This window comes from Hephaestia caeni (genome assembly GCF_003550065.1).
Taxonomy (GTDB): domain Bacteria; phylum Pseudomonadota; class Alphaproteobacteria; order Sphingomonadales; family Sphingomonadaceae; genus Sphingomonas; species Sphingomonas caeni_A.
Window position 1 is genome coordinate 940584 of the sequence record NZ_QXDC01000003.1, and the last position, 25212, is coordinate 965795.

Consider the following 25212-nt stretch of genomic DNA (forward strand, 5'->3'; position numbering starts at 1 on the left):
CATGATGCGGCTGCACCTCCATCTGCTGTCCGATTCGACCGGCGAGACGCTGGAAAACATCGCCAAGGCCGCGCTGGCGCAATATGACGACGTCGAGACGATCCGTCACTTCTGGCCGATGGTGCGCACCGAAACCCATCTCGAGCGTATCCTCCAGGAAATCGCCCAGAATCCCGGGCTCGTCATCTATACCCTCGTCAACAGCACGACGCGGCGTATCCTCGAACAGCGCTGCCGCGCGCTCGGGTTGCCCGCGGTGGCGCCGCTCGATCCGGTCAACGACGCCTTGTCGGCGATGCTCGGCCAGCAGGCCAAGGCGCGCCCCGGGCGGCAGCATGTGCTCGACGCCGCGTATTTCGCGCGGGTCGATGCGATCCAGTTCACGATCGCGCATGATGACGGGATCGGCGCGGAGGACTGGGAAGAGGCCGATGTTGTGCTCGCGGGCGTCTCGCGATCGTCCAAGACGCCAACCTCGATCTATCTCGCCAACCGCGGCTACAAGACCGCGAATATCCCGATCGTGGTCGAAAGCCCGCCGCCGGCGGCCTTGTTCTCGCTCAAGAACCCGCTCGTCGTCGGGCTGACGACCAGCGCCGACCGGCTGATCCAGGTCCGCCGCAACCGGTTGCTGTCGCTCAACCAGGCACCCGAGACCGATTATGTCGATGCCGATGCGGTGCAGCGCGAGGTCGCGTTCGCGCGGCGGATGTTCGCCGACAACGGCTGGTCGGTAATCGACGTCACCCGGCGCTCGATCGAGGAGACCGCCGCCGCGGTGATCGCGCTCGTCCAGCAACGCGATGCCTTATGCGTCTGATCCTGGCCTCCAAGAGCGCGTCGCGCCGCTCGATGCTCGATGCCGCCGGGGTGCCGTATGAGGCGATCGCGGCCAATGTCGATGAGGAAGCGGTCAAGATAGCGATGCGCGCCGAAAACGTCGCGCCGCGCAATCTGGCCGACGCGCTCGCCGAACTGAAGGCGGTCAAGATCGCACAGGCGATGCCGGGCGCGCTCGTGCTCGGTTCGGATTCGCTGGTCGCGCTCGATGACGGGACGATGCTCGACAAGCCCGAAAGCCGCGAGCAGGCCGCGGCGCACTTGCGGGCGATGTCGGGCCGCCGCCACGATCTGGTGAGCGCGGCGGTGATCGCGGAGAACGGCCGCCCCGTCTGGCGCGTCGTCGATCGTGCCAAGATGTTCGTGCGGCCGCTGTCGGAGGCGTTCATCGCCGACTATCTCGATAAGGAATGGCCCGCGATTTCGGGCTGCGTCGGCTGCTATCGGATCGAAGGGCCGGGCGCGCAGCTCTTTTCCAGGATCGAGGGCAGCCAGTTCACCGTGCTCGGGATGCCCTTGCTGCCCGTGCTCGATTATCTGCGGACGCGGGGAGTGTTGACGTCATGAGCTACGCCGAGGTGATCGGCGATCCGATCAAGCACAGCAAGTCGCCGCTGATTCATGCTTTCTGGCTCGACGCGCTCGGGCTCGACGCATCGTATCGCGCAACCCATGTGATGCCCGACGGGCTGGCCGGATTCTTCGAGGAGCGGCGCGCCGATCCCGATTGGCGCGGGTGCAACATCACGCTGCCGCACAAACAGGCCGCGCTCGATCTGGTCGAGGATCGGGGCGACGTCCGCGGTACGATCGGCGCGATCAACACCGTGTTCCGCGCCGAGGATGGGGCATTGGTGGGCACCAACACCGATGCCGGCGGCTTCTTCGCGCCAATCGCCGATCTCGACCTCGCCGATGCGCCGGTGGTGGTGATCGGCGCGGGCGGCGCGGCGCGGGCGGTGTTGTTCGCGCTGGCGACGATGCGGGTCGGCCGCGTGACCCTGCTCAACCGCTCGCCGCTCAAGGGCGCCGCGTTGCTCGCGTCGTTCGGATTGAAGGGCGATGCGCTGTCGCTCGATGCGGCGCTGCCGCCCGCCGCGCTGCTCGTCAACACCAGCCCGCTGGGCATGACCGGCCAGCCACCGCTCGCGCTCGATTTGGCGCCGCTGCCCGAGAAGGCGGTGGTGTACGACATCGTCTACGCGCCGCTTGAAACCGGCTTGCTCGCCGATGCGCACGCGCGCGGTCTCGACACGGTCGACGGGCTCGAGATGCTCGTCGCGCAGGCCGCGCTCGCGTTCGAGATCTTCTTCGGTGCCGAGCCCCCGCGTGCGCGCGACGACGAATTGCGCGCTCTGTTGACGTCATGACCGCGCGGCCGCTGACGCTCGGGCTCACCGGTTCGATCGGGATGGGCAAATCAACCGTCGCGGCGATGTTCGCCGATGAAGGCGTCCCGGTGTTCGATGCCGATGCCGCCGTGCATCGCCTCCAGGGGCCGGGTGGCCGCCTCGTCGCGCGAATCGAGGCGGTGTTTCCAGACACGACCGGGCCCCAGGGGGTGAACCGCACCGCGCTTGGCGAAGCGGTGCTCGGCGATCCTGAAAAGCTGCGGCGGCTCGAAGCGCTGGTCCACCCCGTCGTCGCCGAGGAACGCGCGCGCTTCCTCGCTGCCAACGCCGGGGCGTGGTTGGTGGTGCTCGATATCCCGCTGCTGTTCGAAACCGGCGGCGACGCGGGTGTCGACAAAGTCGTGGTCGTCTCCGCGCCCGAACCGGTGCAGCGCGCGCGCGTGCTCGCGCGGCAGGGCATGACGGCGGCGCGATTTGAGGCGATCCTGGCGCGCCAGACGCCCGATGCGGAGAAGCGCGCGCGCGCCGATTTCGTGATTTCGACCGATTGCCCGAAAGAGGAGACGCGCGCGCAGGTTCGTGGCCTGATCGCTTGCCTCGCGGAGGCTTCGGGGCGATAGTATCGGAATGCGTGAAATCGTCTTCGATACCGAAACGACGGGGCTCAGCTTCGGCGGTGGCGACCGGTTGGTCGAGATCGGCTGCGTCGAAATGATCAACCGCGTCGAAACCGGGCGCACCTTCCACGCTTATTATCATCCCGAACGCACGATGCCCGCCGAGGCGCAGGCGATCCACGGCATCAGCGACGCCTTCCTCGCCGACAAGCCGCTGTTCGCCGATGCGGTCGAGGCGCTGCTCGATTTCCTGGGGGACAGCCCGTTGATCGCGCACAATGCCGGGTTCGATTTCTCGTTCATCAACGGCGAGCTTGGCCGTTGCGGGCGGGTGACGATCGGCGGTGAGCGGATGGTCGATACGCTCGCGATCGCGCGCCAGCGCCATCCCGGCGCCAAGCACACGCTCGATGCCTTGTGCTCGCGCTTCGGCATCGATCGCAGCCACCGCGTCCTCCACGGCGCGCTGCTCGACGCGCAATTGCTCGCGCAGGTCTATGTCGAGCTGACCGGCGGCCGGCAGATCGGTCTGGGGCTGGTGGTCGAGGCCGGAGATTCGTCGGCGCCCGCGCGCGCTGCGCCGGCGCCCGCGATCGTGCGCCCGCCGCGCACTTTTGCGCCAAGCGAGGCGGAACTTGTGACGCATGCGGCGTTTCTGAAGGATATCGTCAATCCGCTCTGGAACACCGGCGCGCCGGGTTGACGATCCCCGGGGACGTGCCCACGTCCCTTATTGAGGCTGGCCTCATTCAGAATGGAGAAGATGGCTATGGATATCCGGGTTTCGGGCCACCAGGTCGATGTCGGCGACGCGCTCAAGCAGCAGTGTCGAGACCGTCTCCAGGGTATTGCAGGTAAATATTTCTCCCGCGCGATCGCCGCCCAGGTCACTTTCGGCCGTGGCCCGCACGACAATCGCTTCACCTGCGACATCGTCGCGCATGTGATGCAGGGGCTGGTGCTCAAGGGCGCCAACGACGGCACCGACGCTTATGGCGCGTTCGACGGCGCCGCGCACAAGATCGAAAAGCAGTTGCGCCGCTACATGCGCCGGTTGAAGGACCGCAACCAGGGCGAGGCGCTGGCCACGGCGGACGCTTTCTCCTATGACAATGCCGGTTACACGATCTTCTCCGAAATCGAAGGCGAGGAGGAGATCGCGATCGATCATCCGCTGATCGTCGCCGAAACGCGCGCCAATATTCCCGAGGCCAGTGTGTCGGATGCGGTGATGATGCTCGACCTGCGCAACACCGCGGCATTGCTGTTCAAGAACAGCGGCACCGGCGTTTACAACATGGTCTATCACCGCGGCGACGGCACGATCGGCTGGGTCGAGCCCAACCGCGCCGGTTGAAATCCCCACACCCGATCGACCTTCCCTGCTTTTGTGACCCGCGCCCGATCAAGAACGGGCGCGGGTCACGCCAGACGGTAAATATAATGACTGATTTCAGTGATATTCTCCGCCCCGACACCGCGCTCGCACAGGTGCCGGCCCCGACCAAGAAGCATTTGTTCCAGGCGCTGGCGACGGCGGCGGGCGAAGCTTACGGGCTCGATCCGCGGGCTGTGACCAAAACGCTGGCCGAACGCGAAAAGCTCGGCTCGACCGGTTTCGGCGGCGGGGTCGCGATCCCGCACGGCCGCGTCGAGGGGCTCGATCGCGTGGTGGCCGTGGTCGCGCAGCTCGCGCAGCCGATCGATTACCAGGCCATCGACGACCTGCCGGTCGATCTCGCCTTCATGCTGCTCTCGCCGCCGCAGGCGGGCGCCGATCATCTGAAGGCGCTCGCGCGGGTGTCGCGGGGGCTGCGCGACGCCGGTTTCGTCGCCAAGCTGCGCGGCGCGGGCTCGCCCGACGCGCTCTATGCGCTGCTCACCGACAGCGAAGCCCGCGATGCCGCCTGAGGTGCCGGCGGGCGAGGACGCGCATTTCCGTGCGCTCGAATCGCTCTACGCCGCGGCCCCGATCAACGGCCTGTTCGATTCGCGGCTCACCATCACCGGCCCTGGCACCTCGCGCATTGCCTTCACGATCGAGCCCCGGCATTTCCATGCCGCCGGCGCGGCGCACGGGACGAGCTATTTCAAGATGCTCGACGACGCCGCTTTCTATGCCGCGAACAGCCTCGTCACCGATCGCTTTCTGCTGACCACCGCCTTCACCCTGCTGTTCACCAAGCCGCTGCGTGAAGGCCCCGTCACCGCCGAAGGGCGCTGGGTGAGCGGGCAGCGGCGCGTGTTCGTCGCCGAAGCGCGGTTGATCGATGCCGCCGGCGAGGAAGCGGCGCGCGGCACCGGCACCTTCATGCGTTCGCGAATCCCGCTCGCGACGCTCGCCGGCTATCGTCCGAACACATGAGCGCGCGGCTGCCGAGCGGGATCGTGGTCGGCGCGCTGCTCAGGCGGGTGAACGATTCGGGCGGGCTCGGCATGGTACTCGCCAAGGGCGACGCCCAGGCGGGCGCGATCCTCGTTCTCGCGCGCGAGAACGGCGCCAATCCGTGCTTTCTGGAACGTGGGCTCGACTTTGATGGTGCCGGGACGCTGGTGACATCTGGTCCACAAAATACTGATAATGAAGAAGAAATATCGGAATATTGGGCGCGGCGCCGGCGATCCGATCCCGATTTGTGGGTGATCGAACTGGATATCCCGGCGGCAGAACGGTTCGCCGCTGAAACGATCCTGGGTGATTGACTCTTTTGGGGCGCACAACCACAGCGTTCAGCAACGAGAAAGACGCGTTGTGCCGTCGGGGTCAGAGGCCGCCGGTGACGCAGTCGGGGGGTGACCCGGCGGATCGACTGTCGAACGAATGATCCGGCCGCGGGCCAACCGCATTCAATTTGTGATCAATGACCATATCCCAGCGCGTCGCGGCCGCCGCGGCGTTTCTGCTTTGCGTGGGTGGTGCGGGCACCCTCGCCCTCGCGTCTCCAGGCGCCGCGTCCGAGCTGGCCAAGGCCGCGCTCGACGGATCGACTACCGCCGCTGATCTTCCCAACGTTTCGGCATCGGTGACGGTTCCCCGGATCGATACCACGACCGTGATCACCGCCGAACCGGTGCCTGCGCCCGATGGTGTCCATGTCCAGATGATCCCCACCGAAGAGGTCGCCGCCGACGCCGATTATGCGTCGCTCGCCGAGGCGGTTGCCGCGCAGACGATGCCCGATGAGGCCGATCCCCAGCTCAATTGCCTTGCCGGTGCGATCTATTTCGAATCGAAGGGCGAGCCGCTTTCGGGCCAGCTCGCGGTTGCCAATGTCATCATGAACCGCGTCGAATCGGGGCGCTTTCCGTCGACGATCTGCGGCGTGGTGACCCAGCGTGGCCAGTTCTCGTTCGTCCGCGGGGGCAAGATCCCCGCGATCGACACCAACCGTAAGGCGTATCGCACCGCGATGGCGGTCGCGCAGGTCGCGATGGCCGACGACTGGAGCAAGGATCCGGCGCCCGAGGCGCTGTTCTTCCACGCCAAGCGCGTTCGCCCCGGCTGGGGCAAGGCCCAGGTCGCGACGATCGGCCACCACGTCTTCTACCGGTAGGTTTTTCCGCCTTTCCGTTGAAGCCGCACCGGTCCACTCCCCCACCCGGCCACCAGCGGGTTGGCGTCGTTCGCCTCTTGTTCTAGTATCGGCGGGATGATCACGCCGCCTGCCTCCTGTATCGACGATCCGAGGGGGCCATTGTGTGCCGCCGATGTCGCACGCGGGGTGACGCGGCTGCTGCTGCGTCACGGGCTGGTCGCGATGGGCGAGGTGCCGCTCGATGGCGGACGCCGCGCCGACCTGATGGCGATCGATGCCAAGGGCGGAATCGTGATCGTCGAGATCAAGGTCGCGCGGGCCGATCTGCTCGGGGACGCCAAATGGACCGAGTATCTCGATCATTGCGACCGCTTCTTCTGGGCATTGCCGGCGGGATTCGACGCGAGTCCGCTCGATGGTGAGGCGTTCCTGCCGGCGCGCACGGGGTTGATCGTCGCCGATCGCTACGATGCGGCGATCGTGCGTGAAGCAGGCAGGATCGCCATGCCCGCACACGCCCGCAAGCGCTGCACGCTCGCCTTCGCGCGCCGCGCCGGACGGCGGTTGATCGGTGCGCTCGATCCTGAGGCGGCATTGCTTTTTTGAGGTTGTTTCGGTTTTGCCGAAACAGGGCCGGCGCCGCGCTTCACATCATAACGTCGGGCCGGAAACGGCCTTGCGGCCCGGTTGCTCGGTCGTCTCGATCGCCTGGAGCAGCGCCGGGCTGCGGCTGTCGTTGCGGGCGTAATCGCGCGCCGACAGGCCGGCGAGGTGATCGGCCTGATCGGGATCGGCGCCTGCCTTGAGCAAGGTGCGCACGAGATCGAGGTTGCGGAGCTGCACCGCGCGGATCAGCGGGGTCTCGCCGCTGCCGTTGGCGAGGTTGACGTCGGCGCGCCTACTGCCGGCGGGCGGATTGAGCAGCGCCGCGACGCAAGCAGGTGCGTTCTGGGTGACTGCCAGCATCAGCGGCGTCGTGCCCTGATTGTCGCGAATGTCGGGATTGGCGCCGTGTTCGAGCAGGAAGCGGACATAGGTGGGGTCGTTGCGCCTGACGACGATGTGGAGCGCCCCCTCCCCGTTCTTGCGATCGTGCGAATTGATCACCGTCGTACCCGGCTTGGCGAGCAGATCGGTGACGTCCTGCCCCTTGGCGTCGCGCACCGCCTCCAGGAATTTGTATCCGTCGGAATAATTGAGCTGCGCGTGCACCCCCGTCGCCGAGGCGAGCAGCGCGCTCGCGAGTGCGATCCGAACAAAGCCCACCGCCATGATGCTTCCCATTCCCTGCTCTTGCGCCGCGGGTCTTAACCGATCATGGCTGGCCGCGCCATGAACGAGCTGCGTCGCGCCCTTTTACCAGCCTTCCTCCTAGCGGTTGCCGCCTGCTCGCCGCAACCCGATGCGGCAAACACCGCCCAGGCCGATCCGCCGCTTGCCGGCGCGGCCATCGGCGGACCGTTCACGCTGACGGGCGAGGACGGTACGCCGGTGAGCGATCGCGATTTCGCCGGGCAATATCGGATCGTGTATTTCGGCTACACCTTCTGCCCCGATGTGTGCCCGGTCGATATGCAGAATCTGGGCGCGGCGATGCGACTGCTCGATCAGAAGGATCCGGCGCTGTCGGCCCGCATCCAGCCGATCTTCGTGACGGTCGATCCTGCGCGCGACACGCCCGCGGTGCTGCGCGAGTTCACCGACGCTTTCTATCCGCGGCTGCTCGGCCTGACGGGTGATCCCGCGACGATCGCCAAGGTCGCGAAGGAATATGCGGTCTATTACAAGGCGCAGCCGTCGGGACCGGGCGGCGGCTATCTCGTCGATCATACCCGCATGGCGTATCTGATGAGCCCCGAGGGCAAGCCGCTCGCGCTGCTCCCCGTCGAAGGCCCGCCGCAGCCGATCGTCGACGAGATCGAACGCTGGGCGAAATGAGCGCGCGCTTCTGGGAAGACGTGCCGATCGAGAAGCTCGATCGCGCTGAGTGGGAGGCGTTGTGCGACGGCTGCGGCAAATGCTGCATCCACAAGCTCGAGGATGACGAAACCGGCGAGCTGGTCGCGACCAACGTCGCCTGCCGGCTGCTCGATCGCACGAGCGGGCAATGTTCGAACTATCGCCACCGCCACGCCTTCGTCAGCGAATGCGTGCGGCTGACGATCGGCAACGTCCGCGATATCGACTGGCTGCCCGCGACCTGCGCCTATCGGCTGCGCGCGGCGGGGAAGCCCCTGCCCGATTGGCATTATCTGGTGTGCGGCGATCGCGAGGCGGTGCACCGGGCGGGGCAATCGGTGCGCGGCTGGACGATCTCCGAGGACGATGCCGGCGATCTCGAACACCATATGGTCGATCGCGAGCTTTGACGCCGTGACGCACGCGATCCGCATCGTCCGCCACGCGCAAGCACGGCGGGCGCGGCTGTCGATCGATCCCACCAGTGGCGAAGCAAGGCTGACGGTGCCCGCGCGTGGCTCGGTCAAGGCGGCGCTGCGCTGGGCGGAGACCCAGCGCGACTGGATCGCCACGCAGCAATCTCGCTTGCCCGAGCGGCGGCCGTTCGCGCCGGGTGTCGCGATTCCGTTCGGCGACACGGACCTCGTGATCGATTGGGAGGCCGGCCGATCGCGGCGCGTGGTGCGCGAGGGCCACCGCCTCGTCTGCGGTGGGCCGCCGGAAGGACTCGCGCGGCGGATCACATCATGGTTGCGGCGCGAGGCGTTGCGCGTGCTGAGCGAGGACACCGCTTTCTACGCGGGCCGCGCCGGCGTCGTCGTATCGCAAGTGGCGGTGGGCGATCCGCGCGGACGGTGGGGAAGCTGCGCGGCGTCGGGCGCGATCCGCTATAGCTGGCGGCTGATCCTCGCCCCCGATCATGTCCGCCGCGCGACCGTGGCGCACGAGGTCGCGCATCGGCTGCATATGGATCATAGTCCTGCTTTCCATGCCGCTGCCGCGCGAATCCTGGGGGACGATCCGGCACCGGCGCGCGCGTGGCTGCGCGCCAACGGCGCCGCGCTTCACTGGATCGGCCGTGAATCCTAGAGTCGATTCAGCTTTGCTGAATCGGGCGGCACCAGCCCTCTCCCCCACCCCGCCTCCCACGGCATCATCCTGAATGGGAGGCGGGGTGGGGGAGAGGGCTGGTGCCGCTATCCACGCAAGTGGATCAAAACACCTAGGGCCCGCGTGAACGATCGTTCGGTGGCGGCGTGCGCGCCGGCGCCGGTGCGGCGCGCCGGTCGGGATCGGGGGTGCGGCCGAGCACGCGATCCATCCAGTCCTGGTCGAGCCGTTCGGGAGGTTGCTGGACGGGCGGCTGCTCCGGCGGGGCCGTCCTGCTGCCATCGGGCGGATAGGTGCCGCCCGGATAGGCGTCGGGATAGCCTTGCTGCGGTGGCGGGCCGGTGGGCGTGTCGCCGGGATAGGTGCCGGGTGCGATCGGATAGCCGTTCTCGTCGACGAACATGCCGTTGTCGGGCTGGCCGAAATAGCTCTCCTCGTCGGGCTCGAGCTGCCATTCGGGCAGCGTCACCTGCGTGTCGAACTGCTCGACCGGGCGCCCGGCGACGGCCTTGATCATGTAATCGTGCCAGGCGCGCGCCGGTGCATGGCCGCCGGAGAGGCCGCCGACGCGTTTGGCGTCGTCGCGCCCCATCCATACGCCGGTGGTGAGGCCGCTCGAAAAGCCGAGGAACCAGCCGTCCTTGTTCGAGGTCGTGGTGCCCGTCTTGCCCGCGACCGGGCGCCCGATCTGCGCGGCGCGGCCGGTGCCGGTGGCGACCGCGGTCTGGAGCAGGTCGGTCATCTCGGCGGCGACATAGGGCGCGACGAGGACGTGGCTGCGATCGACCTCATGTTGGTAGATCGTCACGCCGTTCGCGGTCACCTTGGTGATGCCGTAGGGCGTGACGGCGATGCCCTTGTTGGCGACGCTCGCGAACGCGCGCGTCATGTCGATCAGATGGACCTCGGAGGTGCCGAGCACCATCGCCGGGGTGGTGTCGATCGGCGTGGTGATGCCGAAGCGGCGGGCCATATCCGCCACGGTATGGAAGCCGACATCCTGGCCGAGCTTCGCGGCGATGGTATTGACCGAATAGGCGAGCGCGGTGCGGATTTTCATCGCGCCCGAGAAATGCCCCGAATCGTTGCGGGGGCTCCAGCCCTGGATCGTCACCGGCTCGTCGACGACCATGTCGTCGGGCTTGTAGCCCGCCTCGAGCGCGGCGAGGTAGACGAACAGCTTCCACGACGAGCCCGGCTGGCGCACCGCGGTGGTGGCGCGGTTGTAGATCGACGAGACGTAATCCTTGCCGCCCACCATCGCACGCACCGCGCCGTCGCGGTCGATCGAGACGAGCGCCCCCTGCACGCCTTTGGGCACATCGGCCTTGATCGCGGTGTCGGCGGCGCGCTGCATCGACAGGTCGAGCGTCGTCCACACGTCGAGCGGTGCGTTGGTCTCGTCGATCAGCATGTCGAGCTGAGGCAGCGCCCAATCGGTGAAATAGCGCACGCTGTTCTGGTGCGGCTCGGGGGCAAGCGCGACCGATTTGGGATCGGTGTCGGCGGCCTGTTCGGGCGTGATTGCGCCGGTTTCGGCCATCAGTTGCAGCACCACGCCGGCGCGGCCGATCGCGGCCTCGGCATCGGCGGTGGGCGAATAATGCGACGGCGCCTTGACCAGCCCGGCGATCACCGCCGCCTCGCCGAGGCTCAGTTGCTTCGCCGAATGGCCGAAGAACTTGCGTGACGCTGCGTCGATGCCATAGGCGCCGCCGCCGTAATAGACCTTGTTCATGTACAGCTCGAGGATCTGGTCCTTCGAGAACTTGCGCTCGAGCGCGAGCGCGAGAATCGCCTCATGGGCTTTGCGCGACAAGGTGTATTTGTTCGACAGGAAGATCGTGCGCGCGACCTGCTGGGTGATCGTCGAGGCGCCCTGGATGCGGCGATCGGTGCCCCAATTCGCGATCATCAGCTTGACCGAGCGCAGCACGCCGATCGGATCGATGCCGATATGCGAGCGGAAGCGGCGATCCTCGACCGAGACCGTCGCATCGCGCATGACCTTGGGAATCTCGTCGTAGCTGAGCCATTCGCCATAGCTCGGGCCGAGCGACACGATCACGGTGCCGTCGGCGGCATGGACGCGGATCATCTGGCCGTTGGGCGACGATTTGAGCTGGTCGAAGCTCGGCAGTTGCGCGCGCGTCGTATAGACGGTGACGGCGAGCGCGATGACGCCCAGCGCAGCGATGACGCCCAGGATCTTGAGCGCAAGGATCAGCCGGCGGCGCCACGGCCGCCGGGAAGGCTTTCTTTTGGGAGAGGACGCACGGGCCATGAGGTCGTTTGGCGGGATAGCGTCTTAACCTGTGCCGAACAAGCGTCCCGATAAGGGGCTCGTTAGCCTCCAAACAAGCGTAATAATCCTATTCGCTCTCGTCGCGACTGTGGAAATCGAGCGACAGCGAGTTGATGCAATAACGCAGCCCCGCAGGCGGCGGGCCATCGGGAAAGACATGGCCGAGATGCCCGTCGCAGCGCGCACAGCGGGCCTCGGTGCGGGTCATGCCGTGGCTCGAATCGCGGTGCTCGGTCACCCGATCAGGCGCGGTTGGCCGGGTGAAACTGGGCCAGCCCGATCCCGAATCATATTTGTCGGCGCTGTCGAACAGGACGTTGCCGCAGCCCGCGCAGCGATAGATGCCATCAGCCTTGTTATGGTAATAATGGCCCGCAAACGCGGGTTCGGTTCCGGCCTCGCGCAGCACGTGATATTGGGCGGGCGACAGCCTGGCGCGCCATTCGGCCTCGGAAAGCGTGACATGATCCATGACGGGACCTTTCGGCTGTGGAAACACCCTCGTCAAATGGGGATCGACCCGATCCGGGTCAATCGTGCGGCGATCCGGACCAGGCCCGGCCATGCGGCGGCCAGCGTGACGAGGGGCGGTGCGGCGACGGGGCTTTCGGCGAGCTGCCGGGCGACCCCTGCGACGCGCATCGCGCGCGCGTTGCGGCGGGCGAGCATCGGTTGCCACGCACATGACGCGGCAGCGCCGTCGCGCAGATAGGTCCGCGTCGCCGCCGCCGCGCTCGCGATGGCGATGGCGATGCCTTCGCCGGCGAGCGAGGGGATGACCGCCGCCTGATCGCCGAGCCGGAAAAATCCCGGCGCGCCACAGGTCTCGCGCCAGCCATAGGGGACGTTGGCGACCGCATCGATGATCGCGGGTCCGCGCCACGTGAGCCGTTCCCCAAGCGCTGGATTCCGGGCGGCGAGCCGGTCGAGCAACGCAGCGGGGCTTCCCGCCTCGGCCAGCAGCGAACGGTGTACCGCGAGGCAGCAATTGGCGGTGCCGTCTTCCTGGAGAACGACCCCGGCATAGCCGCGATCGAACAGGTGCAGTTCGATGCGATTGGCGATGAGGCGGTCAAGCGCGGGCGCCGGGGCGAGCCGCACGCGCAAGCCGAGAACGCGATCCGAATCGCGCGCCGGTGTCGGGCGCGCCGCACCGCGCAGATCGTGCTTGCCGGTGGCAAGAAACAGCGCGTGGGCGGCGATCTCGCTGCCGTCATCGAGGCGGAGGCCGCCGTCGGTCGTCGCGCGCGCGCCGATCCCGCGCTCGATCCGGGCTCCGGCGCGGGCGGCATGATCGAGCAGCAGCGTATCGAGCCGCCGCCGCGAGACGGCCGCGCCGGGCTGCGGCAAGGCGATCGTCGCGCGGCGCGTGCCCGCGAACAGCGCGACGTGCGTCACCCGCCGCGCGCCGATCGCGTCGTCTTCGATGCCGAGCCGTGCGAGCAAGGCGAGCGTCCGCCAGCTCAGGAACCCGCCGCACAGTGCGTCGCCGGTTTCGGCCTGGCGCTCGATCAGCAGATGCGGCGCCCCGGCGCGCGCGAGCAGCAGCGCGGCGACCGCCCCGGCGGGGCCGCCGCCGACGATCAGCGCAGGTGTTCGACGCATAACCGGAACGGGAAGGCACGGAACACACGCGCGCGCTCGATCCCCGCTTCGGCAAGGATCGGCGGCCATTCGGCGGGGCGATACGACCGGGCGATCGAGAGCGTGCCATCGCGCCGCACGATCTCATGCCAGCGCATCGCCCGCGCGAGCAGCGGGAAGACGGCGTGCGCGAAACCGTGGCGGTGGAGATCGTTGACCAGCCAGCCACGCGCGGCCTCGGCGTGCATGAAGCGCAGGAAGGCGACGAGTTGCGCGTGCGTCATATGGTGCGCGACGAGGCTCGAGATGACGACATCCCAGCCGCGACCGGCCAGATCGGCATAATCGCCCGTCACCCAGCGGATCGGCAATCCGGGCGGGGTGTGTAGCCGCGCCGCCCGCTCGCTGCGGGGGTTGAGATCGACCCCCACCAGCTCGGCCGCGATCCCGCGCGGCGCGGCCCAGCGCGCGATTCGGCGCAGCATGTCGCCGTCGCCGAAGCCGACATCGAGCACGCGCACCCGCGTCATCCCCCGCGTCGCGCGGGCGAGAAAGCCGAGCGTCGGCCGCGCGGCCATCGTCACCACATTGACCCTGGCGAGGTCGCTCACCACCGCGGCATAGGTGTCGGCATCGAGGTCGGCGGCGTCCATCCGTTCCTCGGCGACGGCGCGGATGGCGAGGCTCATGGGATGACCCCGATCATCGGGCGGCCCCGATCATCGGGCGCTCGCGAAGCCGAAGCCCTCGGCGGCAAGGCCGGGGCCGAAGGCGAGCGCGATGCCGTTCTCGATTGGTGGCCCGTCGAGCAATCGCGCGAGCACCGCCATCAAGGTCGACGACGACATATTGCCGTAATCGCGGAGCACCCCACGCGAGGCCGCAAGCGCGTCCGGCGGCGGATCGAGTGCATGTTCGACCGCGTCGAGGATCGAGCGCCCGCCGGCATGGACAGCCCAGCCGTCGATCTCGGCCGGTGCGCGGCCGCCGGTGGCGGCGTGGGCGACATCGGGATCGCCGAGACCGGCGGCGATCCGCGCGGGGACTTCGCCCGACAGGTGCATCGCGAAGCCGGTATCGGTGATCGTCCAGCGGATCAGCGCCTCCGATTCGGGCAGCGTCGTGGCGAAGGGCAGCCCCAGTTCGACCCCGCCGGGATCGCCCGTCACCAGCGCGGCGGCGGCGCCGTCGCCGAACTGGAGCGCCGCGAGCAAGGGCTCGAGCGCGGTCTCATCCTGAAGGTGGAGCGTCGACAATTCGACGGTGAGCACGAGGATGCGGGCCCTGGGTTCCGACCGGACGATGTGGCGCGCGCTCCTAAGCGCGGTGATCGCGGCATAGCAGCCCATGAACCCGATCAGCAGCCGCTCGACACCGGGATCGAGCCCCAGCCGTGCGGCGATGATCTGGTCGATCCCCGGTGCGACGAAGCCGGTGCAGCTCGCCACGATCAGATGGGTGATGCCGTCGAGCGAGACCTGCGCCCGCAACGCCTCTATCGCGGCGAGCCCGAGCGCGGGAGCGGCCGCGGCATAAAGCGCCATCCGCGCCGCGGTGCCGGGCATTCCCCTGGCGTAGAAGCCGCCGGGCATGACCGGCGACCCGCCGCCGGGCGCGCGATCGAGCACCGACCAGCGGTGTGCGATCCCCGATCGTGCCGCCATCCGATCGAACAACGCCGCCTGGCGCGGATCGTCGATGCGGGTTTGCGCCCAATCGATGAAGGGCTGGTGGATATCATGATCGGGAACCGCGATGCCGACGGCATTGAGGAAGGCGGGATGAGCCACGGGCACCTTTCCGTCGACGCAAACGTGCCGACATCGCCACAGCGCGCGCGCATCCGAATCGTTCCGAGACGCGGCCGATAGCGGATCGCGCGCGCATGGACGTTTGCACGCCGAGTGGCGGATCGATGCTCGATTCTGTTCTGGAACAACCCCGATCAGGGGAATGGTGCGGTCGAGAAGACTCGAACTTCCACGGGCTTTCGCCCACAACGACCTCAACGTTGCGCGTCTACCAGTTCCGCCACGACCGCACGTGATAAGCACCGGCGAGAACCGCCGGTGGCTGGCAGGCGCGAGCCCCTAGCATCGCGTGCGCGGGCTTGCAACAGATTGCTTCCTTGCCTGATCGCAGCCCGCTAAGAGCCCGTTTGGAAATGCGCCTTTCGGGCGCATTGCGGCACCGGCCCGCTCCCCCACCCGGCCACTCATAGGATAATTGCATTGGGTGGCCGGGTGGGGGAGCGGGCCGGTGCCGCTTCGGAAATCGCCCTTTCGCGATTTCCCAAACAGCCGCTAAGCAGCGCCTCCCATGCCCGATCGCCGCTTCCTCACTGCCGAGACGCGCCGCATTCTCGCGCTGGCCTGGCCCGTCGTGCTCACCAGCCTCAACTGGACGATCCTCCACGTCACCGACATCGTCGTCGTCGGGCTGGTCTCGACCGAGCAGGTCGCCGCATTGGGGGCGAGCCGCACGCTCACCTTCATCCTGATTGTCGCGGCGCTGGGGGCGATGTCGGGGGTGCTCGTGTTCGTCGCGCGTGCCGATGGCGCGGGTGATCTCGGGCGCACCGGGCGCGTGTTGCGCGAAGGATTGGTGCTCGGGCTCGGTTTCGGCGTGGCGGCGGGGCTCGTGCTGTTCGGCTTCGCCTCCGAATTGCTCGCGGCGGTGGGGGTCGCGCCCGCGCTGGTGCCCGATGCCGCGCGCGTCGTGCGGGTGATGGCGTTCGGCTTCCCGTTCCAACTCGTCATCGTCGCGGCGAGCTATTTCCTCGAAGGGATCAGCCGCCCGCGCCGGGTGATGGTGGTCAATCTCGGCGTACTGCCGTTCAACGCCTTGCTTGCCTGGATACTCGCGGACGGCCTGCTCGGCTTTCCCAGGATGGGCGCGGTGGGCGCGGCGACCGCAACCGTGCTTGCCTCGGCGCTCGGCGCGGTGGCGATGCTGGTGGCGGTGTGGACGCTGCGTCATGCCGATGCGCGCGGCGTGCATGATCTCGGCCGTGCGGCGTGGGCGGGCGTCGGGCGTGGTGCGCTGGCGCTGGCGCGGTTCGGGCTGGTGCCCGCGATCGCCTCGGCGCTCGAACTGGCGGGCTTCTCGATCCTGATCGCGCTGTCGACCCAATTGGGCGATGCGACAGCGCACGCCTTCCAGATCGTGTTCTCGGTCCACAACGTTACCTTCGGGCTCGCGCTCGGGCTCGGTTCGGCGGCGGGGGTGCGGACCGGCAACGCGGTGGGCGAAGGCCATCCCGGAGCGGCGATTCCGCGCGCGGGGATCGCGATCGGGCTGGCGGGCGCGGCGATGACGGTGCTCGCCGCGCTGCTCGTCCTGGCATCCCCCCTGATCGTCGCCGGCTTTCCCGCGACCGGCGAGGTTCACGCGCTGGCCGCGGCGATGCTACCGGTCTGGGCGCCGTTCATCATCTTCGACGGGTTGCAGATCGTGCTGGTCTACACGCTGCGCTCGCTTGGCGATCAGGTGGTGGCGGGGATCAACTCGATCATCGCCTATTTCCTCGTCACCGGCGGGCTCGGCTGGGCGCTGGTCGACCACGGCGTCGGGCCGATGGGGCTGGTCTATGCCTCGGGAACGGGGATGCTCGTCGCCGCGTTGCTCAACGGCAGCCGCTTCTGGCGGCTCAGCCGCCGCTTTCACCGGCAAAGCTGAGTTCGAGCATCTTCGAATTGGCGGGCACGTCGAGCTTGCCCGAGTTGAATTCGATCGTGCCGCGCGGCCCCAGCGTGCGCTGCTGCGGGGTGATCGTCCAGCTATAGACGAGCCGCCCGTGCGCATCGCGCAGTTCGGCGCGGATGTCGGGGACGCGCTGGCGCTCGGCGGTGGGGTTCACGACGGTGCCCGAGACCGCGAACAATTCGGCGCCCGAGGGCAGGTTGCGGCGGTCGATCGCCTTGTCGGCGAAGCGCAGCGGCGTCTCGACCGGGCCGATCGGGATGCCGAGCCCGGCGACGATCCCCGGCGCGCCCGAATAGAGGATCGCGCCGGTGCCCGCGAGCAGCGCGATTCCGGTCGCGACCGCCGCGATCGTCCAGCGGCGCGCGGGGTTGCGGCGCGGGCGGAACGGCGGCTGATGCGCGAACGCGTCGTAATCGCGCGCGGTGGCGGGCTTGGTATAGCCCGGCTCCTCGTCGAACACGCGCGCGGCGGGCGCGGGCGGTGCGGGCCTGGGTGGCGGCGCCACAGGAGATGGAGCTGGGGTTGGCGGCGGTGCGTCGTCCGCCGCCGCGGCGGCCTGATACCAACTGAACTTGCAGCTTGCGCACCGCACCGTGCGGCCGTCGGCGCCGATGGCGCTGTCGGGAACGAGGTAGCGGGTGTGGCATTCCGGGCATTCGAGGATCATGGGCGGACAATTACCTGTGGACGCCGGATGGCGATAGCGGCGCCGCGTGGCGCTGACGATGGGAAACTGGTCTGGCGGAATCTAGTCCGCACGCGGCCACGCGCGCAAGGGGCGCCGGCGCGCTTGAAGCGTATCGCGGCCCGTGCGATGGCACGAGACGGGTCAGCAATCGAACCGAGAGCGTCTGGCGCCGCATGGCGAATATCGTGCAGTTCGAAAATGTGGGGCTGCGCTACGGCACCGGCCCGGAGACGCTGTCCGACGTCAGCTTCACGCTCGAGGCGGGCGCGTTCTATTTCCTCACCGGCACGAGCGGCGCGGGCAAGACCTCACTGCTTCGGCTGCTCTATCTCGCGCAGCGGCCGAGCCGCGGCATCATCCGGCTGTTCGGCGAGGATGCGGTAACGCTGCCGCGGCGTCGGCTGCCCGGATTCCGGCGGCGGATCGGGGTGGTCTTCCAGGATTTCCGCCTCGTCTCGCATCTGTCGGCCTATGACAATATCGCGCTGCCCTTGCGGATTGCGGGCGTGCCCGAGCCCGATATCGACACGCCGGTGCGCGAGATGCTCGCCTGGGTCGGGCTCTCGGACCGGATCGAGGCGCGCCCGCCGACGCTGTCGGGCGGCGAGCAGCAACGCGTGGCGATCGCGCGCGCGGTGATCGGCCGGCCCGAAATTCTCGTCGCCGACGAACCGACGGGCAACGTCGATCCCGACATGGCCGAACGGCTGCTGCATCTGTTCGATTCGCTCAACCGGCTCGGCACGACGCTGGTGGTGGCGACGCACGACCTCCATCTCATCAGCCGCATTTCGGGCGCGAAGATGATGCGGCTCGACAAGGGGCGGTTGAACGATCCCACCGGCGCGCTGCGCTTTCCGCCGCGGCGTGACGAGACATGAAGCTCGGCATCCTCACCCGGCCTGCCGACCGGCGCGTGCTCGACGACGATCGCCACACCCGTGCGATGCGTTGGATCATGGCGGTGATGCTGTTGCTGACGGTGCTCGCCGCCGCGCTCGGGCTGGGCATGCGCGGCGCCGCGCAATCGCTCGATCGCCAGCTCGCGGGGCGGCTGACGGTGCAGATCGTCGAGGCCGATGCGCGGGTGCGCGAAACGCATGCCGCTGCGGCGCTGGCGCGGTTACGGGCGATGGGCGAGGTCGCCTCGGCCAAGGCGGTCGATCGCGCCGCGCTCGCCGAATTGCTGCGGCCGTGGCTCGGGGCCGACGGCGTCGATCCCGATCTGCCGATGCCCGCGCTGATCGACGTCGACCTCGCCGATGCGAGCCCGGCCGCGATTCGCCGGGTCGACGCGGCGATAACGCGCATCACCCCTGCCGCGCATGTCGATCGGCACCAGCGCTGGATGTCGCCGGTGAGTCGCTTCATGGACACGCTGGTGTGGCTCGCGGTAGGACTCGTCGTGCTGATGGCGGGGGCGACCGCGGCGGTGGTGATCCTCGCCGCGCGCGCGGGGCTGGAGGCGCATCGCGAGACGATCGAGGTGCTGCATATGATGGGTTCGACCGACATCCAGGTCGCGCGGCTGTTCCAGCGCCGGATCGCGCTCGATACGCTGGCGGGCGGGATCGTCGGCACGGTCGTCGCGGCGGCGATCATCGCGCTGGTCGGCTGGCGGATCGCGGCGCTGGGATCGGATCTGCTCGGGGGCGTCGCGCTGGGGGCGGGCGACTGGATCGTGCTCGTCGCGCTGCCGTTCGCTTTCGCGCTGCTCGCGCTCGGGGCGGCGCGCGTCGCGGTGCTCGTCGCGTTGGGGAAGCGGCTGTGATCGTTCGCGCGCTCGGGGTGCTCGTCCTCGCCTGGACGCTCGGTTTCGCGGCGTTCATGCTTGCGCTACCTGCCCCGCTCGATCCCGCGCACACGACCGATGCGATCGTCGTCCCGACCGGCGGCGCGGGGCGGATCGATCGCGGCATCGCGCTGATCGAGCGCCACGCCGCGCGGCGGATGCTGGTGAGCGGCGTCGCGCCGACGGTGCGGCCGATCGAGCTCGCCGTCGAATACAAGACCCGGCCCGCGGTGTTCGAATGCTGCATCGATCTCGGCCATGAGGCGGTCGATACGCGCTCGAACGCCGAGGAGACGGCGGCGTGGGTGCGCGATCATCGCTATCGCTCGGTCCGGCTCGTGACGTCGGACTGGCACATGGCGCGCGCGCGGATGGAACTGCGCCACGCGCTCGACAGCGATGTCGAGCTGGTGTCCGACGGTGTGCCCCAGAAGGAGCCGAGCCTGTCGCTGCTGCTCGCCGAATACAACAAGCTGATCCTGCGTCGGATCGCGCTGTGGACGGGGATCGGCGGATGATCGCCTGGGGTCGGACGATCGCCTTCATGATCGTCTTTTACAGCCTGTCGGTCGCCATCGTCCTCGCCGCGCCGATCCCGGCACTGATCGGGCGTCCGGCGATGATCGGCTATGCGCAGGTCTGGGCGCGCGTCCACCGATGGACGACGCGCTGGATCCTCGGTATCCGGACGCGCGTCGAGGGTGCGCGCCCGGATGCGCCCGTGCTCTATGCCGCGAAGCACCAGGCGATGTTCGAGACGATCGAGTTCGCGCTCATGCTCGATGCGCCGGCACTGGTGATGAAGGCCGAACTGGCGCGGATTCCGATCTGGGGATGGGCGGCGCGGCGCTATGGCATCATTGTCATCGATCGCCAGTCGTCGGGCGCGGGGTTGCGCCGGATGATGCGCGAGGCGCAGGCGGCGCTCGCCGAGGGGCGCTCGATCGTCCTCTTTCCCGAAGGCACGCGCGTCCCACCCGGCGAGCGTCCGCCGCTGCGCGCGGGCTTTGCCGGCCTTTATCGCGCGCTGGGGGTCGAGGTGGTGCCGATCGCGCTCGATTCGGGGCGGATATGGCCGAGGAAGGGCGCGAAGCGCGCCGGCGTGGTGACGTTCCGCTTCGGCGCGCCGGTCCCTCCCGGCCTGTCGCGCGCGGAAGCGGAGGCGCGGGTGCATGCCGAGATGAACGCGCTCGATTGAGCGCCGTCATGCCAGGCTTGGGGTAACGGGAGATGTCTTTACTCGTGCGTGCGGCCGAAATCGGGCTTGGCGTCGTCCTGACCCTGCTCGACGATCCCGCGCCGGATCGCGCGGGTGCGGGTGAACAGGTCGAACAATTCGTCACCCTTACCCCAGCGGATCGCGCGTTGCAGCGCCGTTAAGTCCTCGGAGAAGCGCTGGAGCATCTCGAGCACCGCCTCGCGATTGGTGAGGAAGACGTCGCGCCACATCGTCGGGTCCGACGCGGCGATGCGGGTGAAGTCGCGGAAGCCGCCTGCCGAATATTTGACGACCTCGCTCTGCGTCACTTCCTCCAGGTCGCTCGCAGTGCCGACGATCGTATAGGCGATGAGGTGCGGCAGATGGCTGGTGATCGCAAGCACGCGATCGTGATGGTCGGGCGCCATTTGCTCGATCTCCGCGCCCAACCGGCGCCAGAAATCGGCGACGCGGTCGATCGCCGCGGGATCGGTGCCCTCGGGCGGCGTCAGGATGCACCAGCGGCCGTGGAACAGCGAGGCGAAGCCCGATTCGGGGCCGCTCTGCTCGGTGCCTGCCACCGGGTGCGCGGGCACGATCACCGCCTCGGACAGCGCCTCGCGCAGCGCCGTGGCGACGGCCTGCTTGCAGCTTCCGACGTCGGAGACGATCGCCCCGGCGGGCAGGTCGCCGGCGATCTCGGCGGCCGCGGCGCCCATCGCGCCTACCGGCACGCACAGCACGACCAGATCGGCTTCGGCGACGCTCGCCCCGGCCGAATCGGCCACGGTATCGCAAAGATCGATTGCGCGCGCGGTGTCGCGCACCTCGGCGCTGGCGTCGTACCCCGTGACGCACACATCCGGCATGCGCGCGCGAATGCCGCGCGCGATCGACGAGCCGATCAGGCCGAGGCCGATGACGGTGACGCGGGAGAAGGGGGGCATCAGTGTGCCGCTTCCATCATCGTCACGCTGCGCCCACCAGTTCGCGCAGCGCCTGCGCGACACCGCGGGTCTCATCCTCGGTGCCGATCGTGATGCGCAGCCCGTTGGCAAGCCCCTGGCCGGGCAGCCAGCGGACGATATATCCCTTTTCCATCAAGCCCCTATACGCCTGCTCGGCGGTCACATCGCCTTCGAACAGCACGAGCACGAAATTGGCCTTGCTCGGCACCGCGCGCAGCCCCGCATTGCCGAGCTTGCCGATCTCGTCGCTGAACCATGCGCGCCACCGGGCATTGTGCGCGCGGGTGTGATTGACGAACGCCTGATCGCCCAGCGCCGCCACCGCCGCGCGCTGGCCGGCGATCGTCATGCTGAAGGGCAGCCGGATACGGTGCATCGCCTCGATAATGTCCGCGTGCGCATAGCCCCAGCCGATCCGTTCGGCGGCGAGCCCGAAAATCTTCGAGAAGGTACGCGTGACGAGCACATTGGCGGCGGTTTTCGCCAGCGCCATCCCGCCATCCTCCTCGCCCGCGTCGAGATATTCGGCATAGGCATGATCGAGCACCAGCAGGACATGGCCGGGCAGCCCGGCGTGGAGCCGTGCGATCTCGTCGCGCGGCGCGAAGGTGCCGGTCGGGTTGTTGGGATTGGCGATGTAGACGATCCGCGTGCGCTCGGTGACACAGGCGAGCACCGCGTCGACATCGGTGGCGTAATCCTTGTCGGGGGCGATCACCGGGGTCGCGCCCACGCGCCGCGCGGCGATCTCGTAGACCGCGAAACCGTAATGGACGAAGATCACCTCGTCGCCCGGCCCCGCGAAGGTGCCTGCGGCGAGGTGCAGCACCTCGTCCGAACCGTTGCCGTAGATGATCCGCGCCGGATCGAGATCGTATGTCGCCGCGATCGTCTCGCGCACGATCGCGCCCGAGGCGTCGGGATAGCGTTCCAGTTCGCCGGCGGCGCTCGCGAAGGCGTCGCGCGCGGCGGGGCTGGTGCCGAGCGGATTCTCGTTCGACGAGAGCTTGGCGACCTTGCGGCCGTCGTCTGTGGTCGAGCGGCCGGGAATGTAAGGCGCGATGCCCATGATCCAGGGCTTGGGTTGCGGTGCGGTCATGGTTGCGGCGCATAGCCCCGCGCCTCCCGCGTTGACAAGGCGACGCGCGGCTTCCAAGCGCGCGGGCAATGGATCAACGTTTCGGCCTCAACGCCCATGTGACGCTGCCCGGGCCGCTGGTGCTCGATAGCGGCGCGATGCTCGCGCCCGTCGAGATCGCGTACGAAACGTACGGCACGCTTAATGCCGATGCGTCGAACGCGATCCTGATCTGCCATGCGCTGACCGGCGATCAGCACGTCGCCTCGCCCCATCCGCGCACCGGCAAGCCGGGCTGGTGGGCGCGGATGGTGGGTGCCGGGCTGCCGATCGATCCCGCGCGGCATTTCATCGTCTGCGCCAACGTGCTCGGAAGCTGCATGGGCTCGTCGGGGCCGGCGAGCACCAACCCGGAAACCGGCACGCCGTACGGCATGGCGTTTCCGGTGATCACCATCCGCGACATGGTGCGCACGCAGGCGATGCTGCTCGATCATCTCGGCGTGAAGCGGCTCGAGGCGGTGGTCGGCGGGTCGATGGGCGGGATGCAGGCGCTGTCATGGGCGGCGACCTATCCGGCGCGCGTCGCGGCATGCGTCGTGATCGCCGCCACCGCGCGGCATTCGGCGCAGAACATCGCCTTCCACGAGGTCGGGCGGCAGGCGGTGATGGCCGATCCCAATTGGCGCGACGGCGATTATTACGACGCCGATCCCCCCGCCGCGGGCCTCGCGGTCGCGCGGATGGCGGCGCATATCACCTATCTTTCGGAAGCCGGGCTGACCGCCAAGTTCGGCCGCAAGCTCCAGGATCGCGGCGCCAAGACCTTCGGGTTCGACGCCGATTTTCAGGTCGAGAGCTATTTGCGGCATCAGGGGCTGTCGTTCACCGACCGGTTCGATGCCAATGCGTATCTCTACATCACCCGCGCGATGGACTATTTCGATCTCGCGGAGGAACATGGCGGGATGCTCGCCCATGCCTTCCGCGGCACGTCGACGCGTTTCTGCGTCGTCAGCTTCGATACCGACTGGCTCTATCCGACGCGCGAATCGCGCACGATCGTCCAGGCATTGAACGCCGCGGGCGCGCCGGCAAGCTTCGTCGAATTGTCGAGCCCGTTCGGCCATGACGCCTTCCTGCTCGAATCGCCCGAGTTGCGGCGCATCGTTGATGGCTTCCTGCGGGCAGGGGCATGAGTCTGCGTCCCGATCTCGCGATCATCGCCGATCATGTCGAGCCGGGCGCGCGCGTGCTCGATATCGGCTGTGGCGACGGCGCGCTGATGGCGGCGCTGCGCGATGGCCGTCGGGTCGATGCGCGCGGGCTCGAGATCGACTCCGCGAACGTCTCGGCGGCGATCGCGCGCGGGCTGTCGGTGGTGCAGGGCGATGCCGATGTCGATCTCGCGGGCTATCCCGACAAGAGCTTCGATTACGCGATCCTCAGCCAGACGCTGCAAACCGCGCGCAACCCGCATCTGGTGCTCGATCAATTGCTGCGGATCGGCGAGCGCGCCTTCGTCTCCTTCCCCAATTTCGCGCATTGGCGCGTCCGCGCGTCGCTGCTCTGGGGCGGGCGGATGCCGGTGACGAACGTGCTGCCCGAGCGCTGGTACGACACGCCCAACATCCACCATGTCACGATCGACGATTTCCGGGCGCTGCTCAAGGAACGTCGTATCGCGGTCGAGGGGGCGTGGTTCCTCAACCGCGGCCGCCCGACCAGCTCGGCCGCCGCCAACTTCCGCGCCGAACACGCGGTGTTTCTGCTGAAGCGGTAAGGTTTTGAAGCCAACCTCAGATCGCTCCGAGAGCGGCGACTATCAAACCTGAACCGTTCGCCCTGAGCTTGTCGAAGGGCCGCTCTTCTTCTTTCAAATGAAGAACGGTGCTTCGACAAGCTCAGCACGAACGGGGATAGGTGGGCCAGAACTCAACCCAGCCGACTCTTTAGAACGGCACGTCGTCGTCGAGGTCATCGGCGAAGCCGCCGCTCTGGCCGAGACCGGTGGACCCCCCGCTCGGACCATTGCCGCCGCCAGACCGGCCGCCGCCGAAATCGTTGCTGCCGCCGCCCCAATCGTCACGGCCGCCGCCCCCGCCGCCCTGGCCGCCGCCGGGGGCGCCGTCGAGCATCGTCAACACGCTGTTGAATCCCTGGAGCACGACCTCGGTCGAATAGCGGTCCTGCCCGTTCTGGTCCTGCCATTTACGCGTCTGGAGCTGGCCTTCGATATAGACCTTGCTGCCCTTGCGCAGATAGCGCTCGGCGACGTTGGCGAGGCCTTCGTTGAAGATCGCGACCGAATGCCATTCGGTCTTTTCCTTGCGCTCGCCGGTGTTGCGGTCCTTCCATGATTCGGACGTGGCGATGCGCAGATTGACCACCTTGCCGCCGTTCTGGAACGTCCGGCTTTCAGGATCGCGGCCGAGATTCCCGACCAGGATCACCTTGTTAACGCTGCCGGCCATGTCGTC

Annotated in this window: 31 protein-coding genes and 1 tRNA gene; 21 read left to right on the forward strand and 11 right to left on the reverse strand. The window is 68.2% G+C overall.

The genetic code is table 11. From position 1 onward, the window contains the following. Position 1: 1 nt before the first annotated feature. The 11 genes from DFR49_RS13025 to DFR49_RS13075 all read left to right on the forward strand — a co-directional run bounded on the left by DFR49_RS13025 (position 2) and on the right by DFR49_RS13075 (position 6951). Positions 2-820: a pyruvate, water dikinase regulatory protein gene (locus tag DFR49_RS13025; RefSeq protein WP_119036066.1), complete on the forward strand. Its 819-nt coding sequence runs from the start codon at positions 2-4 to the stop codon at positions 818-820. Next, on the forward strand, positions 811-1407 hold the full coding sequence (locus tag DFR49_RS13030; RefSeq protein ID WP_119036067.1) for a Maf family protein: 597 nt from the start codon (positions 811-813) through the stop codon (positions 1405-1407). Before DFR49_RS13025 ends, DFR49_RS13030 begins: the two co-directional genes overlap by 10 nt. Next, the gene (locus DFR49_RS13035) at positions 1404-2210 is read left to right on the forward strand and encodes a shikimate dehydrogenase family protein (protein ID WP_119036068.1); all 807 of its coding nucleotides are present in this window, start codon (positions 1404-1406) and stop codon (positions 2208-2210) included. The genes DFR49_RS13030 and DFR49_RS13035 overlap by 4 nt, the downstream gene beginning before the upstream one ends. Further along, entirely contained in the window at positions 2207-2812 is a 606-nt protein-coding gene (gene coaE / locus DFR49_RS13040; protein WP_119036069.1) for a dephospho-CoA kinase, read from the forward strand. Before DFR49_RS13035 ends, coaE begins: the two co-directional genes overlap by 4 nt. Before the next feature lie 7 nt (positions 2813-2819). Next, positions 2820-3512 (forward strand): DNA polymerase III subunit epsilon, encoded by a 693-nt coding sequence (gene dnaQ / locus DFR49_RS13045; protein ID WP_119036070.1) that lies wholly within the window; start codon positions 2820-2822, stop codon positions 3510-3512. Between the two features lie 66 nt (positions 3513-3578). Beyond that, on the forward strand, positions 3579-4166 hold the full coding sequence (gene hpf / locus DFR49_RS13050) for a ribosome hibernation-promoting factor, HPF/YfiA family (RefSeq protein WP_119036071.1): 588 nt from the start codon (positions 3579-3581) through the stop codon (positions 4164-4166). An 86-nt stretch (positions 4167-4252) separates the two neighbouring features. Beyond that, complete coding sequence (locus tag DFR49_RS13055; RefSeq protein WP_119036072.1) at positions 4253-4720, forward strand: PTS sugar transporter subunit IIA; 468 nt, start codon at positions 4253-4255, stop codon at positions 4718-4720. Then, positions 4710-5174: a PaaI family thioesterase gene (locus tag DFR49_RS13060; RefSeq protein WP_119036073.1), complete on the forward strand. Its 465-nt coding sequence runs from the start codon at positions 4710-4712 to the stop codon at positions 5172-5174. The genes DFR49_RS13055 and DFR49_RS13060 overlap by 11 nt, the downstream gene beginning before the upstream one ends. Then, positions 5171-5512 carry a DUF1491 family protein gene (locus DFR49_RS13065; RefSeq protein WP_119036074.1) on the forward strand — a complete coding sequence of 114 codons (342 nt, stop codon included), beginning with the start codon at positions 5171-5173 and terminating at the stop codon, positions 5510-5512. Before DFR49_RS13060 ends, DFR49_RS13065 begins: the two co-directional genes overlap by 4 nt. Before the next feature lie 158 nt (positions 5513-5670). After that, on the forward strand, positions 5671-6363 hold the full coding sequence (locus tag DFR49_RS13070; RefSeq protein ID WP_119036075.1) for a cell wall hydrolase: 693 nt from the start codon (positions 5671-5673) through the stop codon (positions 6361-6363). A gap of 96 nt (positions 6364-6459) precedes the next feature. Then, the gene (locus DFR49_RS13075) at positions 6460-6951 is read left to right on the forward strand and encodes an MmcB family DNA repair protein (protein ID WP_119036076.1); all 492 of its coding nucleotides are present in this window, start codon (positions 6460-6462) and stop codon (positions 6949-6951) included. 45 nt (positions 6952-6996) lie between these two features. Here the strand turns inward: DFR49_RS13075 and DFR49_RS13080 are convergent, their stop codons facing one another. After that, positions 6997-7629, reverse strand: coding sequence for an ankyrin repeat domain-containing protein (locus tag DFR49_RS13080; RefSeq protein ID WP_245968449.1), 633 nt, complete (start codon positions 7627-7629; stop codon positions 6997-6999). Positions 7630-7677: 48 nt separating this feature from the next. Here DFR49_RS13080 and DFR49_RS13085 point away from each other — a divergent pair, with 48 nt between their 5' ends. The 3 genes from DFR49_RS13085 to DFR49_RS13095 are packed head-to-tail and all read left to right on the forward strand — an operon-like array spanning position 7678 to position 9393. Beyond that, positions 7678-8283, forward strand: a complete 606-nt coding sequence (locus DFR49_RS13085; protein ID WP_119036077.1) for an SCO family protein — start codon at positions 7678-7680, stop codon at positions 8281-8283. Continuing rightward, positions 8280-8714, forward strand: coding sequence for a YcgN family cysteine cluster protein (locus tag DFR49_RS13090; RefSeq protein WP_119036078.1), 435 nt, complete (start codon positions 8280-8282; stop codon positions 8712-8714). The genes DFR49_RS13085 and DFR49_RS13090 overlap by 4 nt, the downstream gene beginning before the upstream one ends. After that, positions 8671-9393, forward strand: coding sequence for a M48 family metallopeptidase (locus DFR49_RS13095; RefSeq protein WP_119036079.1), 723 nt, complete (start codon positions 8671-8673; stop codon positions 9391-9393). The genes DFR49_RS13090 and DFR49_RS13095 overlap by 44 nt, the downstream gene beginning before the upstream one ends. Positions 9394-9526: 133 nt before the next feature. Here DFR49_RS13095 and DFR49_RS13100 read toward each other — a convergent pair whose 3' ends face one another. The 6 genes from DFR49_RS13100 to DFR49_RS13125 form a co-directional block, all read right to left on the reverse strand. Beyond that, on the reverse strand, positions 9527-11698 hold the full coding sequence (locus DFR49_RS13100; protein WP_119036080.1) for a transglycosylase domain-containing protein: 2172 nt from the start codon (positions 11696-11698) through the stop codon (positions 9527-9529). 88 nt (positions 11699-11786) lie between these two features. Then, a complete protein-coding gene (gene msrB / locus DFR49_RS13105) occupies positions 11787-12191 on the reverse strand; it encodes a peptide-methionine (R)-S-oxide reductase MsrB (RefSeq protein WP_119036081.1) in 405 nt (134 codons plus the stop codon). A 32-nt stretch (positions 12192-12223) separates the two neighbouring features. Next, positions 12224-13324 (reverse strand): NAD(P)/FAD-dependent oxidoreductase, encoded by a 1101-nt coding sequence (locus DFR49_RS13110; protein WP_119036082.1) that lies wholly within the window; start codon positions 13322-13324, stop codon positions 12224-12226. Further along, the gene (locus DFR49_RS13115; RefSeq protein ID WP_119036083.1) at positions 13303-13992 is read right to left on the reverse strand and encodes a methyltransferase domain-containing protein; all 690 of its coding nucleotides are present in this window, start codon (positions 13990-13992) and stop codon (positions 13303-13305) included. The genes DFR49_RS13110 and DFR49_RS13115 overlap by 22 nt, the downstream gene beginning before the upstream one ends. A gap of 30 nt (positions 13993-14022) precedes the next feature. Continuing rightward, positions 14023-15093: a type III polyketide synthase gene (locus tag DFR49_RS13120; RefSeq protein ID WP_119036084.1), complete on the reverse strand. Its 1071-nt coding sequence runs from the start codon at positions 15091-15093 to the stop codon at positions 14023-14025. Positions 15094-15257: 164 nt separating this feature from the next. Further along, positions 15258-15344 (reverse strand) — tRNA-Leu (locus tag DFR49_RS13125). A gap of 278 nt (positions 15345-15622) precedes the next feature. On the opposite strand from DFR49_RS13125, the gene DFR49_RS13130 reads away from it, so the two are divergent. Continuing rightward, positions 15623-16981 carry an MATE family efflux transporter gene (locus DFR49_RS13130; RefSeq protein ID WP_119036085.1) on the forward strand — a complete coding sequence of 453 codons (1359 nt, stop codon included), beginning with the start codon at positions 15623-15625 and terminating at the stop codon, positions 16979-16981. Here the strand turns inward: DFR49_RS13130 and DFR49_RS13135 are convergent. Beyond that, complete coding sequence (locus DFR49_RS13135; RefSeq protein ID WP_119036086.1) at positions 16953-17675, reverse strand: MJ0042-type zinc finger domain-containing protein; 723 nt, start codon at positions 17673-17675, stop codon at positions 16953-16955. The genes DFR49_RS13130 and DFR49_RS13135 overlap by 29 nt on opposite strands. Positions 17676-17869: 194 nt before the next feature. Here DFR49_RS13135 and ftsE point away from each other — a divergent pair, with 194 nt between their 5' ends. Genes ftsE through DFR49_RS13155 form a run of 4 tightly spaced genes read left to right on the forward strand, consistent with a single transcriptional unit; the run spans position 17870 to position 20686 of the window. Next, positions 17870-18577, forward strand: a complete 708-nt coding sequence (gene ftsE / locus DFR49_RS13140) for a cell division ATP-binding protein FtsE (RefSeq protein WP_119036087.1) — start codon at positions 17870-17872, stop codon at positions 18575-18577. Next, positions 18574-19467 carry a cell division protein FtsX gene (locus tag DFR49_RS13145; protein ID WP_119036088.1) on the forward strand — a complete coding sequence of 298 codons (894 nt, stop codon included), beginning with the start codon at positions 18574-18576 and terminating at the stop codon, positions 19465-19467. Before ftsE ends, DFR49_RS13145 begins: the two co-directional genes overlap by 4 nt. Beyond that, a complete protein-coding gene (locus DFR49_RS13150) occupies positions 19464-20006 on the forward strand; it encodes a YdcF family protein (protein ID WP_119036089.1) in 543 nt (180 codons plus the stop codon). Before DFR49_RS13145 ends, DFR49_RS13150 begins: the two co-directional genes overlap by 4 nt. Beyond that, positions 20003-20686 carry a lysophospholipid acyltransferase family protein gene (locus DFR49_RS13155; RefSeq protein WP_211325875.1) on the forward strand — a complete coding sequence of 228 codons (684 nt, stop codon included), beginning with the start codon at positions 20003-20005 and terminating at the stop codon, positions 20684-20686. Before DFR49_RS13150 ends, DFR49_RS13155 begins: the two co-directional genes overlap by 4 nt. A gap of 38 nt (positions 20687-20724) precedes the next feature. Here DFR49_RS13155 and DFR49_RS13160 read toward each other — a convergent pair whose 3' ends face one another. After that, entirely contained in the window at positions 20725-21633 is a 909-nt protein-coding gene (locus DFR49_RS13160) for a prephenate/arogenate dehydrogenase family protein (protein WP_119036424.1), read from the reverse strand. A 22-nt stretch (positions 21634-21655) separates the two neighbouring features. After that, positions 21656-22753: a histidinol-phosphate transaminase gene (hisC, locus tag DFR49_RS13165; RefSeq protein WP_119036090.1), complete on the reverse strand. Its 1098-nt coding sequence runs from the start codon at positions 22751-22753 to the stop codon at positions 21656-21658. Between the two features lie 68 nt (positions 22754-22821). Here hisC and metX point away from each other — a divergent pair, with 68 nt between their 5' ends. Continuing rightward, positions 22822-23931, forward strand: coding sequence for a homoserine O-acetyltransferase MetX (gene metX, locus DFR49_RS13170; protein WP_119036091.1), 1110 nt, complete (start codon positions 22822-22824; stop codon positions 23929-23931). Continuing rightward, complete coding sequence (gene metW / locus DFR49_RS13175) at positions 23928-24515, forward strand: methionine biosynthesis protein MetW (RefSeq protein WP_119036092.1); 588 nt, start codon at positions 23928-23930, stop codon at positions 24513-24515. Before metX ends, metW begins: the two co-directional genes overlap by 4 nt. Positions 24516-24684: 169 nt before the next feature. Here metW and ssb read toward each other — a convergent pair whose 3' ends face one another. Next, positions 24685-25206 carry a single-stranded DNA-binding protein gene (ssb, locus tag DFR49_RS13180; protein ID WP_119036093.1) on the reverse strand — a complete coding sequence of 174 codons (522 nt, stop codon included), beginning with the start codon at positions 25204-25206 and terminating at the stop codon, positions 24685-24687. Between the last annotated feature and the right edge of the window lie 6 nt (positions 25207-25212).